The organism is Bacteroides sp. 2201st1_D9_2201SCRN_220225, assembly GCF_040928965.1.
GTDB lineage: Bacteria > Bacteroidota > Bacteroidia > Bacteroidales > Bacteroidaceae > Bacteroides > Bacteroides stercoris.
The window spans coordinates 41,479-57,113 of sequence record NZ_JBCODG010000006.1; the positions used below are offsets into that span (position 1 = coordinate 41,479).

At 50.6% G+C, this 15,635-nt stretch carries 12 protein-coding genes; 10 read left to right on the top strand and 2 right to left on the bottom strand.

The features are described from left to right. The first annotated feature begins 88 nt into the window (after window positions 1–88). The 4 genes from AB5903_RS03015 to AB5903_RS03030 all read left to right on the top strand — a co-directional run bounded on the left by AB5903_RS03015 (window position 89) and on the right by AB5903_RS03030 (window position 5,254). Complete coding sequence (locus tag AB5903_RS03015; RefSeq protein ID WP_226890772.1) at window positions 89–1,075, top strand: fimbrillin family protein; 987 nt, start codon at window positions 89–91, stop codon at window positions 1,073–1,075. Between the two features lie 274 nt (window positions 1,076–1,349). Beyond that, entirely contained in the window at window positions 1,350–2,258 is a 909-nt protein-coding gene (locus tag AB5903_RS03020) for a fimbrillin family protein (protein WP_368117648.1), read from the top strand. A gap of 25 nt (window positions 2,259–2,283) precedes the next feature. Then, on the top strand, window positions 2,284–4,710 hold the full coding sequence (locus AB5903_RS03025; RefSeq protein WP_368117641.1) for a DUF4906 domain-containing protein: 2,427 nt from the start codon (window positions 2,284–2,286) through the stop codon (window positions 4,708–4,710). Window positions 4,711–4,954: 244 nt separating this feature from the next. Then, a complete protein-coding gene (locus AB5903_RS03030) occupies window positions 4,955–5,254 on the top strand; it encodes a hypothetical protein (protein WP_149927849.1) in 300 nt (99 codons plus the stop codon). A gap of 284 nt (window positions 5,255–5,538) precedes the next feature. Here AB5903_RS03030 and AB5903_RS03035 read toward each other — a convergent pair whose 3' ends face one another. After that, window positions 5,539–6,366 (bottom strand): AraC family transcriptional regulator, encoded by an 828-nt coding sequence (locus AB5903_RS03035; protein WP_149923558.1) that lies wholly within the window; start codon window positions 6,364–6,366, stop codon window positions 5,539–5,541. A 128-nt stretch (window positions 6,367–6,494) separates the two neighbouring features. On the opposite strand from AB5903_RS03035, the gene AB5903_RS03040 reads away from it, so the two are divergent. The 3 genes from AB5903_RS03040 to AB5903_RS03050 are packed head-to-tail and all read left to right on the top strand — an operon-like array spanning window position 6,495 to window position 9,234. After that, a complete protein-coding gene (locus AB5903_RS03040) occupies window positions 6,495–7,511 on the top strand; it encodes an aldo/keto reductase (protein WP_149923557.1) in 1,017 nt (338 codons plus the stop codon). A 15-nt stretch (window positions 7,512–7,526) separates the two neighbouring features. After that, complete coding sequence (locus AB5903_RS03045) at window positions 7,527–8,375, top strand: aldo/keto reductase (protein ID WP_149923556.1); 849 nt, start codon at window positions 7,527–7,529, stop codon at window positions 8,373–8,375. Window position 8,376: 1 nt separating this feature from the next. Continuing rightward, window positions 8,377–9,234, top strand: coding sequence for an aldo/keto reductase (locus AB5903_RS03050; protein WP_149923555.1), 858 nt, complete (start codon window positions 8,377–8,379; stop codon window positions 9,232–9,234). Window positions 9,235–9,405: 171 nt separating this feature from the next. Here AB5903_RS03050 and AB5903_RS03055 read toward each other — a convergent pair whose 3' ends face one another. Continuing rightward, complete coding sequence (locus AB5903_RS03055; protein ID WP_149923554.1) at window positions 9,406–10,326, bottom strand: LysR family transcriptional regulator; 921 nt, start codon at window positions 10,324–10,326, stop codon at window positions 9,406–9,408. Window positions 10,327–10,560: 234 nt separating this feature from the next. Here AB5903_RS03055 and AB5903_RS03060 point away from each other — a divergent pair, with 234 nt between their 5' ends. The 3 genes from AB5903_RS03060 to AB5903_RS03070 are packed head-to-tail and all read left to right on the top strand — an operon-like array spanning window position 10,561 to window position 15,546. Continuing rightward, window positions 10,561–12,846 (top strand): TonB-dependent receptor, encoded by a 2,286-nt coding sequence (locus tag AB5903_RS03060; RefSeq protein ID WP_149927876.1) that lies wholly within the window; start codon window positions 10,561–10,563, stop codon window positions 12,844–12,846. 22 nt (window positions 12,847–12,868) lie between these two features. Further along, the gene (locus AB5903_RS03065; protein ID WP_149923553.1) at window positions 12,869–14,173 is read left to right on the top strand and encodes a DUF4374 domain-containing protein; all 1,305 of its coding nucleotides are present in this window, start codon (window positions 12,869–12,871) and stop codon (window positions 14,171–14,173) included. 38 nt (window positions 14,174–14,211) lie between these two features. Then, a complete protein-coding gene (locus tag AB5903_RS03070; RefSeq protein ID WP_149923552.1) occupies window positions 14,212–15,546 on the top strand; it encodes a DUF4374 domain-containing protein in 1,335 nt (444 codons plus the stop codon). Window positions 15,547–15,635: the final 89 nt, after the last annotated feature.

A 15,635-nucleotide genomic window follows, 5' to 3' on the forward strand; every position in this document is an offset into this window, starting at 1 on the left:
GTTCCCTTCCCGGCCACAACGATGCAGGACAGACCGCAAACATGCAGCCTCCCTGCAAGAACAGAATAACCTTTATATGATGAGATATATGAACAGAAGAAAGAACACCCTCGGAATCCTGCCCCTGCTGGCGGCGGCACTGTTGTCGGCGGCTTCCTGCACAGAAAGCATGGAGCAGGACATGGAGACAGCCGGAGACAGCGGGGCGATACGTTTTTCGCTGCCCACGCTGACACGCTCCGCCATCGGGAGTGAGGACGACCTGAACACCGACGGCCAGTCGTTCAGCGTGTGGGGCTGCTATCGCCACACTGACGGCACAGGTAGCGACGTACAGATATTCGACAACACGACCGTGGCTTACGGCTCCGGTAGCGGCTGGACTTACGAAGGCGGCCTGCAGTACTGGCATTCGGGCAATACCTACGACTTCTACGCCCTCTATCCGTCCACAGAAACGCTGGGCGATGCCGTGTCCTCTGTCGCCTGCACGGACGGCACTTTTACCGTCAACGGTTTCGATGCCACGAAAGGGCTCGACCTGATGACGGCGGAAAAGACGGGTATCTCCGTCATGGCAGGCCAGACAGAGCCTCCCGGTCCGGTAGCCCTCAAATTCCAGCATTTGCTGGCACGCGTTACCTTTGCGGCACGCAGTGAGGGTGGCAACGCCACAGTGCATTCCATCTCCCTTGAGGGGCTGGATGTCAAGGGAGATTACGACAGCGGCAAGGAACCCCTGTGGAGCAACACGACAGAGGGAACCGTCAGCGTGGAGAAAGAGACTTCCGTAACCCCAGCCGGAGATGCGGATGTGTCGGGCGACCTGCTGCTCATTCCGCAATCGCTCACGGACGGGGTGAAGCTGACCGTCACCTACGACACCGATGCCGAGAAGGGAAAGACCGCTTCTTACACATTGCCTGCCACCACCGTAAGCATGTGGACAGCGGCGAACCATTACCGTTACTCGTTCACCCTCACCGGCGGAGGCTACATCGTGTTCGACCCGCCCACGGTCAACGCATGGAGCGACGCCATAGGCGGGAACGTAACCATCGATGTGACCCAATAACCTTATTATAAGCTATCTGTAACCTGACGATAAAATGAACATCCAAATGAAGCAACGATACATATTTTCGGTTCTCCTGCTCCTCTGCTCCGCCTGCCAGCAGGAGGAATGGGCGCAGCCCGAAGCCGACAGTTCCGACGCCATCCGCTTTGCCGCCCCGAGCATTACCGTGGAGAAGCTCACCCGGAGCACGTTCCACAACGCATTTCCTACCGGCGGCACGTTCGGTGTATTGGGCTACTGCGTGCCCTACCAGCGCGGTAGCGACACCGAAATGGACTGGGCATCGGGCAGTGCATATTGGGGCAACAAGAGCGGCAACGCCTTCCCCGACGTGTTCTTCAATCAAGCCGTCACCTACGACGGCTCGGCCTGCACTTATAACTTTGAGAACAGTGGCGGCCCGCGAAAATGGTACAACACGACGGACGATGCGGCAGCGACCTCTCCCGACAGCTACCGGTACACCTTCTTCGCCTATTACCCGATGGACGCTTTTACAGTGGAAAGTCCCGCCAGCGCCACCACACGGGGCGTGCCGAAACTGACGTTCACCATGCCGTTCACTGAGACGGGCGATGTAGCGACCGAGTTGGATGACACGCAGACGTCCGACGCGATGGTTTCCGTCGTCTATAACCACCTGCGCACCACGGGGAACGTGGGTTTCAACTTCAGCCATATCATGACGGGTTTGGGCTTCGCCGTGAACAACTACAATTACGGGGGAGATGATGAAACTGTTACCGTCAAAAAGGTTACGTTGTCGGGCAACTTCACCCGCTCGATTACCATAGATTTCAGCAAGAACACCAACGAAGACGGATTCTACACCTACAGCGGCACCTATCCCGGCACATACGCGATATATAACAACGAGGAAGGGCTTGCAGTAGCTCCCAACAGTTCCGTCCCCCTGATAGGCGACAGGCACCTGCTTCTGTTGAGCAACGCCACGGACGGCACTTATTTCGGCAAGGACGTGAAGGTTCAAGTCGAATATATCTACGGGAGGCAGGAAAAGATCGCCACGGCCGAACGTCCGTCGCAGTTCCAGCCCCGCGCGGGTGTCCGCTACACGGCACAGCTCAACTTCGTGGGCGAAACCTTCGCGCTGAACTTCATCGCCGCCGACAACGAGTTCTGGGAAGACGGAGGAGACAGCGATGTCTCTATCCAATAAAGCAACAACTGAAAACAGCATAAAGATGAAAAAGATACTTTACTACTTCTTGCCGGTGGCCGCCATGCTTTTGCCGGCAGCCTGCACCACGGAGGAGGATTTTGGCAGCGGTACCGTTCCGCCCGGTGACGGATTCACTATCGAGGCCGTGTGCCAGAACATGCTACCGCAGCAAGTCGTCACCCGCTCGGCCATCGCCAAGGACGACAAGGAGAAACGCATCAACCAGCTATACCTGTTCTTCTTCGACAAAAACGGCAACTATCTGGAATCGACCAACGAGAAGGTATTCTTGCCGTATATGGCTCCGTCAGCAGGAACGAGCAATGTCAGTATCCCTACGGACGTATTTGCGAGTCCGGACCTTGCCGAAAATACCTACATCTATGCCCTGGCCAATGTGACTCCAGAGGTGCTGACAGATGCCGATGGCGACGGTTATCCCGACAATTTCCCAAAAGAGGGCAAAGATGGGATGTGTCCCAAAGACCTGTTTGAAGCGTTTGTGTACAATCCTGACAATTACACTCCCGATTCCCGTGATGCCATCACGACCCTGCCGGAACATGGAATGCCGATGGCGGGCAAGAGCACGACTCGCGTGGACCTTACCGAGAAGGGAAGCCTCACGATACAGCTCAAGGCACTGATGGCCCGCATCGACATCAACATCAGTATCGATTCCGACCACTCGGACGAGAGCGGGCAACTGCCCCGCCTTTCCATTGCGAAATGGGGCGTGTACAACATGCCTACCGCCGTACCCCTGACCGAGCCTGCCGATGCCCAGACCAGCCTGACTACCAAGGACGCATACCGCAATGTAGAAAACATACCGAGCGATGCCGTCATCTACAACCACGGCGGGGCTGCCTCCCTGACCTTCTATATGTTCGAGAACATGATTGAACCGGACATAGATCCGGAGAGCTATAAGTATCCGGCCGGAGTAGTAGAAGATGTTGACAAGCAGCGGTGGAAACCGAAGTTAGTGAAGGAAAACAGCAAGGCCACCTATTTCAAGATGAAAGCCTATTACACCACCTATAACGGCGACCCTTCCCTGCCCGCAAATCAGGATAACACCACCATCGAGGCTGAATATACCTTCTATCTCGGAGGCGACCCGGTAAAGGACTTCAAGGTGATACGCAACAGGCACTACGCCAACAACATCGTCATCAGCGGACTGACCCATGTGGGCAACAACCCGGACCACATCACCTTCGATGCCCGCGTCAACATCACCGAGCAGAACAACCCGTTCTACCTCTCCATGCTGCGCGAGCGTGACCACGACGCCCACTTCTGTATCACACCTTTGGACGTGTACTTCTTCGAGGAAGATGCGAATCCCCAAATGACTATCACCCTCGGAAACGACGCCAATAATGCGGACGGCAAGCCTTGGATACGCATGGAACGTGTGCCTGCTGAAAATATGCGGGAAGGAACGCTGCCTGCCGACATGAGTACAGAAACCCATTTGATGACCGGAAAGAAGGATGGAAAGGAATGGACTGCGGGAAACGGCAAACGCAGGTACTTCACCACAGACTTGGTGACCAACACCCTTGCGAATAATACCCAATATATCATTAAGACGAACCGTGACCGTATCTATTTCTACTTGGACGAAAACCTAAGCACGAAAGACCGCACCGCCACCGTCAACATCTCGTACACCGACGACAAGACGCAGACGCCACGCACCCGTACCATTGAAATCGTACAGCACGGTCTGTTGCCGGTAACCGTACCGGGAGACGACGACAATCCCACGCAGCAAATCTATGTGGAAGCCTACGAGGAGTATATTTCCCATTACGACCCCCTGAATGAGTTTGAAGGGAATTATATCTATGACGGATTGGAATGGGGGCTGGGCGGACAGTATTTGAACAGTAGCCGACTAATTCAAACCGGTATGTTCAATTGGGAGAGAGTCCAAGGAATTTCTGGGGATTGGGAAAATGTGTATTACAACGGCTATGAGGCCACAATCAACATTATAACTACTGCCGGACAGACAGTGATGAACTTGAACGAGAAGCCCGAATCTGCCGCTGAATATTGCTACAACAAGAATAAGCGTAGTGAAGGGGGAAGTGTTCCGTCCAACACTTCAGGCTGGTTCCTGCCGGGTATCCGTCAATTAGAAGCCATACTGACCACCTATTACAATACATACCCGGAGTTCCAAAACAGATTCTATTGGTCATCTTCTGCAGCCAAAAGAAATCGCGTCGGATATGGTTTGATATGGTATTATCCGGAAGATGATAACTATGCCCGCGCCACCAAAGCCCTACGCGATGGCAGTTATGCAGAAAGTGATTGGGACGATATATACACGAATGATAACGGCACTACCGGTAAAGCACCCCGCATCAATAGATTTCTCCGCATCCGTGCTGCTTATGTTCCGCCCAGTGACGTAACTATCCAGTGACAACCGCCAAACTTTAATTCCGTGTCTTACTCACTGCCCGTCTGTAGGAAACCCCTCTACAGGCGGGCAGCACTGTCTCCATTCCTCCGGTATGTCTTTGCCTGTACAATCGACATGTTCAAGCATATTTTATACACAGGTCGGGATAGAAAAGGGTGTGGCAATATCGAATGGTAATGGGCATTTGGGCACTCGACGTTCGCTTGTGCCATCTGCGGAATGCTTGTAATAACTGCCGACGTATATGAAATTCCCGTCGAGCGTTATCCTTGCAGGTGGCTGCCGCATACTCCGCAGGGCTACGGTTGGCGTAATCGTTAATTCTTTATGGTCGCTAAACTTTTTCTTCCCTTTTCTCGAAAGCTGTTCCGGCTTCCTTATCGGGAAAGACTTTAACATGCAGGCCAGACTACGGGAAATGAGGGAAAGACAAGGAAACCATCGGGTATTGAACGGAATACCCAACCCGACGAAACAGCAAGGAGAGGACCGGAAAGAGAGCTTCGATTTGGAAAGGCTGCCGTTCCATCTACGAGCCGTTTAACGGAGCGATGTTTGACGACCGGAATGACGTTGTAGATTCGCATGGGAAAATCGTACCGTAAAGGAGCGCAGCAGAGAGACAAGAGGAAAGGATAAAAGAAAATATTTCGGGCGACTGTAAACGAAGGCGTAATCAAAGAAATTATCCGCAGAATCCCCAAAGCGTATCAGCGAGGTCGTATACGCCTTGGATTATCCATACGCCCAGTGTTTCAGCAGGGGATTCGAGAAAATGAAGGGGTGTACGCCGAATGAATACAAGGAAGCGATAACCACCCCTATATCCTAATTTTTCGGAAGTTCCGAACGATATGCCGATGGCGATATCCCCAACCGTTTCTGCACATACCGGCTGAAATATGAAAGCGACGAGAAGTGCAGCCGTTCGGCAATCTCGGCGACGGACAGTTCCTTGCAATGGAGCAGGCGGACGATTTCGTAAAGCGTAAAACGGTCTATCCACCACGTTGCCGGCCGCCCGCTCACTTTCTTGCTGATTTCTGTGAGGTAGTGCGGAGTGATGCAGAGGCGGGAAGCGTAGTATTCGAGGTCGCGGTCAGCAATGTATGAGCCGTCATACAACATGCCGATGAAACGGCTGATGAGTTTGGCCGCACGTTCCGGGATTTGCCTTGCCTCCTGTCCGCGTGCATGGATGTCGTAGAGGTCGAGGATATGCGCCGTCAGCAGATGTCCCATCATCTCTTCCCGGAACAGATGGTCTTTTTCCTCCAACCTTTCCCGTATGCGTTCCATGTCGTGCAGGCATTTTCTGAAATCGTGCTGCGAAAGTTTCATCACCGGATTCTGCAACAGGGCCATGTGACCTATGAAACCGTAATTGCTGCGTATGCCCATCGAAGCGACAAAGGGTTCGGACAAGCTCATTATTATTCCCTTGAAACCGGGAGAAGCTGTAAAGTCCGACACAAACGAGGCTTGCGGCAGAATGATGTAATCGCCTTGCACGATGTTGTACCGCACGTCGCAAAAGACGAAACTCATGCTTCCCTCCGTACAGAGAATGTGCAGTATGCGGTCGGCATATCTTACAAGATCGTATTCTCCGATGCTATCGGCAAAAAGGATTCCTTCACAGTCGTTTTCTTCCATATCGCAGCTTTCCGATACGGCAAAGATAGGCAAAAACCACGAAAAGTGAAAAAAGCTCCCCGATTTTCGCAACCTTTATATATCTGTTCCTCTGTAATTTTGCAGCGTAATTCAAAAACGAGGACACGATGAAGAAAAGAATGATTGGAAATCTCGAAGTTTCCGAAATAGGAATGGGCTGCATGGGGTTTTCCCACGGCTATGGCAAAGTACCCGAAGAGGGTTACGCTCTTGACGCGATCCGGAAAGCGTATGAAACGGGCTGCACGTTCTTCGATACGGCAGAGGTGTATGGTGATATCATGTTCTATCCGGGGCATAACGAACTGTTGGTGGGAAAAGCAATCTCCGGTTTCCGCAAGGATGTCGTACTGGCAACCAAACTGTTCATCTACTCCGAAGAATTGTCCGGCGGGAAAAGCATCCGCGAAGCAGTACGCGCACATTTGGAGAAATCGCTGGCCAACCTGAATACGGACTATATCGACCTTTATTACCTGCACCGTATCAATGCGGAAATTCCCCTCGAAGAAGTGGCCGAAGCCATGGGAAGTCTCATCAGGGAGGGAGTCATACGTGCATGGGGGCTGTCGCAGGTAGGTGTAGAGACATTGGCCAAGGCGCACGCCATCACGCCTGTCGCCGCCGTGCAGAATCTCTATTCCATGTTGGAGCGCGACTGTGAAAAGGAGATATTCCCTTATTGTATGGAACACGGTATCGGTGTCGTAGCGTTCTCTCCAATAGCCAGCGGATTCCTTTCGGGAAAGATCCACGCCGACACGCAGTTTGAAGCCGTGGACGATGTACGGAAATTCGTCCCCCAACTGAAAAAAGAGAACATCGAAGCAAACCTTCCCATATTGGATATCCTTCATGAATATGCAGACCGGAAAGGTGCCACTCCCGCCCAAATTTCACTGGCATGGATGCTCCACAAATATCCTAACGTCGTGCCTATCCCCGGTTCGAAGAATCAAGAGCGTATCCTTGAAAACCTCGGTGCGGCCAATGTGGAACTGACCGGCGAGGAGTTCCGGATGCTGGAGGCGGCCTTGAATGCCTGTCCGGTGTATGGCCACCGCGGACATGTGGAGACCGTGCAAGGCAATTTTGGGAACAACTGGAAAAAGAAAGAGGATTGAAAACAGATACGGACAATGAAAGAAGTAAGACTGAATAACGGGGTGATGATGCCGGCCATCGGTTTCGGCGTGTTTCAAATCCCCGAAAACGAAACGGAACGCGTTGTAAGCGACGCCCTCGAAACGGGCTACCGTATGATAGACACGGCAGCGGCTTATTTTAATGAGGAGCAGGTAGGCAATGCCATCCGCCACAGCGGGCTGAAGCGGGAGGAACTGTTCGTTACCACCAAACTATGGGTACAAGACTACGAATACGATGATGCCCTTCGGGCTTTCGACCTCTCGATGAAAAAACTCGGACTGGACTATCTTGACCTCTACCTGCTGCACAAGCCTTACGGCAATTATTACGCTGCATGGCGTGCTGCAGAAAAGCTGTACCGGGAAGGCCGCATCCGGGCTATCGGTGTGACCAGTTTTTCAAATGAACGGCTGCAAGACCTCTTCCTGCACAACGAGGTGAAGCCTGCCGTCAATCAAATTGAAACGCACCCGTTCTTCCAGCAGCGGGAAGCCAATCTTTTCCTGCAACAAGAAGGCATACAGCATGAGGCATGGGCACCGTTTGCCGAAGGCAAGAACGATATTTTCAACCAGCCGGTACTGAAAGAAATCGCACGTAAGCATGGCAAGAGTACGGGACAGGTCGTACTGCGCTGGCTCAACCAACGTAACGTGGTCGTTATCCCCAAGAGCGTGCGGAAGGAACGGATGGCGGAAAACCTCGATATTTTCGATTTTACACTGACCGGAGAAGAGTTGCAGTCCATCTCCGCATTGGATACAGGCCGCAGCCCCATCTATGACGATATGGATTTGGCAACTGTTAAAAGCATAGGAACCCATAAAATACATGACTGACATGAAGACAATCACATTGAACAACGGCATCGAAATGCCGGTATTGGGCTACGGGGTATTCCATGTAAGCCCGGAGGAATGCGAGCGCTGCGTGGCAGATGCCATACACACCGGCTACCGCCTGATAGACACGGCGCAGGCGTATTACAACGAGGAAGGCGTGGGAAATGCCATTGTCCGCCTCGACGTACCTCGCGAGGAGCTGTTTATCACGACCAAGGTGTGGATTTCCAATGCAGGAGAAGAGAAAGCGGCACGCAGCATAGACGAGTCGTTGCGTAAACTCCGCACAGACTATATAGACCTGCTGCTTGTTCACCAGCCTTTCGGCGATTACTACGGCACGTACCGGGCCATGCAGAAAGCCTACCGGGAAGGTAAAGTACGTGCTATAGGGTTGAGTAACTTCTACGGTGCCCGCTTCGTGGATTTGACCGAGAACATGGAAGTGAAACCGGCTGTCCTGCAAGTGGAAGCGCACGTGTTTGCCCAACAGACTGTCATGCGGGAGACGATTGCGCCTTACGGTACACGCCTCATGGCATGGGGACCGCTGGCCCAAGGTGCGGACAATCTTTTCAAGGATGAGACCTTACGGGGGATCGGGGCTAAATACGGTAAGAGCAACGCACAAGTCGCTCTGAAATTTTTAACGGACGAAGGTATCATTGCCATACCGAAGAGTATGCACAAAGAGCGTATGAAAGAGAATTTCGAGATCTTTGATTTTGAATTGACGGAAGAAGACAGAAGGGCAATCCATCGTCTGGATACCGGCAAGTTGAAAGTGGACCACAACGACCCTGTACTGGCAAAGTTCCTTTTGGATTACGACAAGAATTTCAATCCGAGTAACTGATATGACCTGCTTAAAGAATCCGGATACGGCATCTGACAAATGAAGAGAGTACCGATGATAAATGTCGGTACTCTCTTCATTTTCTATTTATTTATTTCGAAGCGGGATCGTCAGCCGAAAGCCCCTCAAGGTATTGTCTTATCCTCTCCATGCAGTTTTTACTTTGGATTCTTAATTTTGAGTGGTCGGGTGCGTTTTTAGAAATTCCGTCCTTAACAGCTTCTTCAACTCCTTGATCTCGTTCATGTACAGGGTATTTTTTCTTTGCCCTAAAAATAATGTATTCTTCATTTCCGTATATCCTCCCCAGACTTCCTTGATTTCTCCCTTGAGCAAAAATTCCCGGCATAGGGATTCCGGCAGGACAGCCAGACCCGTGCCGTTCCTCAGACAACAAACGATGGAGTATTTATCGGGGAGCACATAATTGGGCGTGAACCTGGGTGTTCTCCCGAAATTAAGCTTCCAGAACGAGGAAAGGTGTTCCCCGTAAACCGTGTTATACCAGACCTGCTTTTGCAGCCACGCCTCTATCTTTTTCTTGTTCAGCAGATTCAGATCCGGAAGCTCAGAAATATCGGTACATCCTCCGGCCACAAGTATAAAACGCGATGTTCCCAAAAGTTCGTACTGAACATTGCGGTTGGGAATGTCTTTTGTCGTTACAACCAAATCCATGTTGCCGTTTTCCAAAAGTGTCCCCAAGGTTTCATTATCATTCAATGTCATTACGACATTGCAGTCGAGCTTTTTTATATTAGGAACAAGAAGCTGCCTGAACAGTCCGGGATAAATGCCGACATACAAGGTAACAGACCTCGACTGGTTGCATTTCCTCTGCAAAAAATCCTCCGCTACTTCCAGTTGTGTCAAGGAAGAAGCGACTTTATTGTATAACTGTTTGGCATACAGGGTCGGTTTCATGTTACGTGTACTCCTTTCGAACAGAGGATGCCCTGCGTATGCCTCCAGAGCTTTTAGATGACCTGTCACGGAAGGCTGCGTTACCTCCAGCACCCTTGCCGCACCGCTGATTGTTCCAATCTCGAAAACAGCCTTAAAAGTCCTGAACAACTCCAAATCTATCTTCATCTATAATAAAATTTTATAGGTATGGTAAAAAAAGCCTATATACAGTTTTTTATTGTATAATCTATCTTTGCAGTCCAAAATTATAGGTTATTTAGACTTTATCAAAATAAAGTCTGTTCTGTGCATAAGTATTTAATGAAGATTAAGGTGAAAAAATTGTTTTTTATATCGAATGTTCTGATTTTATTTCTGATGGTCATACCGGTTCACGCCCAACAAACGAACCGGATGTCCATGATTTCGGGAAAGGTCCTGTCGGCAGACAAAAAAGAGGGAGTCGTGGAATTTGCCACCGTATATCTGAAAGGTACGTCCTACGGGGGTACCACCAACGAGGAAGGTATTTATCACCTGAACGCTCCGGCCGGCAAATATACACTCGTCGTATCGGCCATCGGCTATCAGACTGCGGAACAGGCCGTCACGCTCATAAAAAACTCCCGTCTCAAACTGAATGTCACGCTTACCCCCTCCGTGGAGCAACTGGACGAGGTGGTCGTGGCCGGAAGCATGGTAAACCGGGTCAATAAGTCCGCCTTTAATGTGGTGGCGGTAGATACCAAAAAACTTTTCAATACCTCACTCGATTTGGGGCATGTCCTCGACAAAATCTCCGGAGTGAAAATCCGGGAAGAAGGCGGTGTGGGGTCTGCCGCACAGATCAACCTGAACGGTTTCACCGGCAAGCATGTAAAGGTCTTCATGGACGGGGTTCCGTTGGAAGGGGCCGGTTCCTCCTTTCAGATAAACAACATTCCCGCCAGCCTTGCCAAACAGGTGGAAGTTTATAAAGGCGTCGTACCGGTGGATTTCGGCGGCGACGCATTGGAAGGAGCCATCAACATCGTGACGAACACTTCGTCGAACACGTTCGTGGATGCCTCCTATTCCTACGGCTCATTCAACACCCATAAATCCAATGTAAGTTTCGGCTATACGGCAAAAAACGGATTTACCGTGCAACTGAATGCCTACCAGAATTATTCGGACAATGACTACAAGGTAAAGACCAATGACAGCAACCGTGGAGATTCCGAAGAGAAATGGTACAGGCGTTTCCATGACGGCTACCACAATGAGGCGGTCATCGCCAAGGTTGGTGTCGTGAACAAGCCGTGGGCGGACCGTCTGCTGCTGGGATTCACTTACAGCCACGAGTATGCGGAAATACAGAACTCCAATATGATGGCCATCGTGTTCGGCGGCAAACATAGAAAGACGGAAGGGCTGGCCCCCACGCTGAACTACGTCAAGAAGAATCTGCTGGTCAAGAATCTCGACTTGAGCGTTTCCGCCCGCTATGACAAGACGACCACCAACAACATAGATACCGTGGCACGCACCTATTACTGGACCGGAGAATATATCAATAAGGAGACACAGGGGGAAAGCAACACGACCCTTTCCAAATTTTACGGGAAAACTGGTTCCGTGGTGGCCAATCTCAGATACCACTTTGCAGACCGGCATTATTTCTCCATCAATAACATGTACAGTGACTATGTGCGTAAAACGGACAATCTGGCCGCCAATGCCGGACAGAACACGGCCGCCTATTATATGGAACGGTATAACAAGAAGAATGTGCTGGGATTCTCATATAAATTCCTCCCCAGCGAGATCTGGAACGTAATGGCTTTCGGCAAGTATTACCATTCGTATGTGAAAGGGCCGGTGAACAAAGGCGGGAACGGAGCCGCCAGATACGAGCTGCAATCCCAGACAAACGACGCCTTGGGATACGGGCTGGCCGCCACATACAACCTGAATAGGGATTTGCAGGCAAAAGCATCCTTCGAGAAGACCTACCGCCTGCCGACCGACCGGGAATTGTTCGGGGACGGGGATCTTGAGATGGGAAGCTCCGACCTGAAACCGGAGAGCAGCCGGAACGTGAACGTCAATGTTTCCTATACACATGCTTTCAACACCGACCATTCGGTTTCCGTCGATGCCGGGTTCAACTACCGCTACATAACAGATTATATCATACGCAGTATCAAGAACGGTGGCATAGGTATCAGTGAGAATCATGGAAAAGTGCGGGGCATGGGAGGAGACGTGACCGTGAGGTATTTTTATAAGAATATATTCAGTGTAGGCGGGAATTTCTCCTATCAGGACACGCGGGACAGGGAACGGCATACCTCCTACGGCTCGGAATCCATTACCTATGGAGACCGTGTACCGAACATACCTTATATGTTCAGCAACGTGGATGCCGCTTATAACATCCACGGACTGTTGGGAGAGAGAAACACGCTGACCTTCGGCTATAACCTGCAATACGTCCATGAGTTCTATTGGGACTGGGAAAGCAACGGGGCCAAACGTAATATCCCGATGCAGATTTCCCATGACGCCAATGTGACCTGTTCACTGCAGGACGGACGCTACAACATCGCGCTGGAAGCACGCAATTTCACAAACTCGCTGTTATACGACAATTACAGCCTGCAGAAGCCGGGGCGCAGCTTTACCGTGAAGGTCCGCTATTTTTTCTTCAGACAGAACAGATAATCAATTTAAATACAAAAAGGAAATGAAAAGAAAATTATTGTTTGATTTGAACATGGGCATGTTCTTTATGGCCGGTTCACTCCTTGCATTGTCTTCATGCACGGACGAGGATACCGGAGGAGGCAAAGAGGTGGAACAAAAGACCGGTGAGTATTTCATCGCAGTCAAGAGCAGCCAAGGCTCGCGGGAATACGTCATGCAGGCGGAAACCTTGGAAGGCGGGGATTTGAACATCAGCGATAACGTGTTCGAACTTCCAAGTACCGAATATACATGGATATTCAGGGACAATCTGGCCGTCGGGCTGGTTTACCAGCAACAGTTTGCCGGTCTCGGCTATGGATTGCGGCTCAAAGCGGACAAGACGCTTGAGAAAGTTTCGGAGTTCACAATCAGTAACCGCTTCACGAATTTCGGCTTTTTTGAGAATTACCTGCTTACCAGCGTGGGAGGCCAGGTGAAGGCTGACAACAGCAGAAACGACGGAGCCACCTTCACATACTGGGACATCGACCAAAACCTTGCGAAAACCAACGAGAAAACACTCTGGACGGAGGATATTACCGGAAACGGACAACAGGTGACCTTCTCCGGAATCATCGACATGGGAAACGGGGAGTTCCTGACCAGCATGGTCGAATCGGGATTCCACCAGACGGGAACGGGAAACGGCTCCAGCATCGGTGACGTGGCTTATCCTGACAGCGTATGGGTGGCCGCTATGGATAAAGACTTGAACATCAAACGCATCTACCGGGATGACCGGATCAGCTATTCGGCCGGCCAGTTCCGTTCACAAGTGTGGGCACAGATTGGCAAAGCGGATGACGGGACCGTATATGTATTCTCGAACAACAATGTGAACACCCATAACGACGTGAAGACAAACAACCCCAGCGGGGCACTGCGCATCAAACCTGGAGCCACGGAGTTCGACAAGGGATATATGTTCAATCTCGACGAGCATTTGGAGGGATACCGCTTCCGCCGTGTATGGCACATGACCGGTAATAAGTTCTTCCTTGAAATCTACCGTGACAAGACGGCTTCCACCATTACACCGGGCACCCAGTATGCCATAGCGGATATGGAGAAACAGACCGTTACTTGGGTAACCGGAGTGCCGGACAAGAATAAAATCATTTCCGGACAGTATTCGGGTTGTATCCCCTTGTTTGACAACGGCAAACTTTACATGCCTATCACCGAAATGGGAAAGGACGCGACCATTTACATGATAGACCCGGACACCGGCGTGGCGACCGAGGGTATTACGATACAGGGGGTAAGCGAGATACGCGCCATAGGACATCTGAAATCAGAGTAAACCATTATATTTTTAACATTTAAACAGCTAAAAGAAAAATGAAAACAGTAAATTTCTTTAAGTATGCGGTGTTTGCTTTGGCTCTGGGCCTTTTCGCAACCGCATGTGACGATGATGACCCAGTAAAAGATCCGACAGAACAAGGAGATGGTAACGAGGGTAATGAACCGGGAGGAAGCGACCCTGAAGAACCTGTTGAGCCAACGACAGCAAAATTTGTGATTACCTCTTCCGAGAAGGCTTTGGATTTGAAAAGCCCGGCCTATTTGAAGGTATTCACTGACTTGACGCAAACTACAAGCGATGTACAGATTGTGGGTGGAGAGAATGTCGTGACAGCCCCGGATGCTTTCACACAGGTTTCATGGAACTCCGATTCGAAAACCTTTACGGGATATATCTACGGACGTGGAGCCATCACATTAGGAGGAGCCGGTTTGAGAAGTTATAAGTTAGACGGCGACAAGATGGTTGAAATCGGTAGTGCCGTTACCGTAGAAAACTTCGGTAACACCGGTACTTTTGGAAACTATTCATACGCTGCACAAATCAGCAACCCGTATGTGATGCGGGTGTCAAGATCAGACGACAACACCGCCGGAGATAATCGCTATATTGCGGATTTTACGGATAAATACGCTATTGATGGCGTAATGCCGGCTATCACTGAAATCATTGACCGTGGCAACAACGAAGTGGCTATGACATTGTATTACTCAAATAGTGACAAGGCTGCAGTTGCATTTGCCGATTATGACCTCAATGTGTCTTCTGTCATTTATGACGAACGTATCGGAGCTTCTTATGGAGCACAGCGAAGCGTTCGTTATGCTCAGGCTGCTACTGATGATGAAGGTAACATTTATGTATTTTCCGGACAATCGTCTAACGACAACCTTGTAGGCGCTCTGAAAATCGCCAAGGGAAGCAAGGAGTTCGATAAGAGCTATCACTTTAACATCGGCGAAAAGTCCGGCGGTTACCGCTTCCGTAAAGTGTACCACATCGGCGGTGATGATTTCCTGCTCGAATGTTTCCCTGAAACAGGAGCGGTGGAAAACATGAGCACCTCCGGCAAGATGGCCGTTGTGAACATGAAGAGCCTGTCTTTCAAATGGGTGACCGGCTTCCCTGAAGATGTTAATAGCATCAGTATCGGTTTCCCCGACAATGCTGACGGTAAGATTTATGTTCCGGTCAGTGGTGCCAGCAGTATGCACGGTGGTGGTAGCGGTGGCGGAAAACCGAGTGGAAAAGCAGCTTCCGCTACAGTAACTCCTACTATCTATGTCATCGGGGCAGACGGTGTTGCAACTCCGGGAATGACTTTCAAGAATACGGAACTGCTCAAGGCAATCACCATTCTGAAATAAGAGAAAATTTTTCATTTCCGCCTATTACAGAATACAGTATTAGGTAATGACAAGGCTGCATCATCGTTATGTTGGTGCAGCCTTTAATC

What these genes read in the sequence shown, in the direction of transcription:
- AB5903_RS03015 (WP_226890772.1), top strand. Translation starts at nt 89, where the DNA reads ATGAACAGAAGAAAGAACACCCTCGGAATCCTGCCCCTGCTGGCGGCG.
- AB5903_RS03020 (WP_368117648.1), top strand. Translation starts at nt 1,350, where the DNA reads ATGGACTGGGCATCGGGCAGTGCATATTGGGGCAACAAGAGCGGCAAC.
- AB5903_RS03025 (WP_368117641.1), top strand. Translation starts at nt 2,284, where the DNA reads ATGAAAAAGATACTTTACTACTTCTTGCCGGTGGCCGCCATGCTTTTG.
- AB5903_RS03030 (WP_149927849.1), top strand. Translation starts at nt 4,955, where the DNA reads ATGAAATTCCCGTCGAGCGTTATCCTTGCAGGTGGCTGCCGCATACTC.
- AB5903_RS03035 (WP_149923558.1), bottom strand. Translation starts at nt 6,366, where the DNA reads ATGGAAGAAAACGACTGTGAAGGAATCCTTTTTGCCGATAGCATCGGA.
- AB5903_RS03040 (WP_149923557.1), top strand. Translation starts at nt 6,495, where the DNA reads ATGAAGAAAAGAATGATTGGAAATCTCGAAGTTTCCGAAATAGGAATG.
- AB5903_RS03045 (WP_149923556.1), top strand. Translation starts at nt 7,527, where the DNA reads ATGAAAGAAGTAAGACTGAATAACGGGGTGATGATGCCGGCCATCGGT.
- AB5903_RS03050 (WP_149923555.1), top strand. Translation starts at nt 8,377, where the DNA reads ATGAAGACAATCACATTGAACAACGGCATCGAAATGCCGGTATTGGGC.
- AB5903_RS03055 (WP_149923554.1), bottom strand. Translation starts at nt 10,326, where the DNA reads ATGAAGATAGATTTGGAGTTGTTCAGGACTTTTAAGGCTGTTTTCGAG.
- AB5903_RS03060 (WP_149927876.1), top strand. Translation starts at nt 10,561, where the DNA reads ATGATTTCGGGAAAGGTCCTGTCGGCAGACAAAAAAGAGGGAGTCGTG.
- AB5903_RS03065 (WP_149923553.1), top strand. Translation starts at nt 12,869, where the DNA reads ATGAAAAGAAAATTATTGTTTGATTTGAACATGGGCATGTTCTTTATG.
- AB5903_RS03070 (WP_149923552.1), top strand. Translation starts at nt 14,212, where the DNA reads ATGAAAACAGTAAATTTCTTTAAGTATGCGGTGTTTGCTTTGGCTCTG.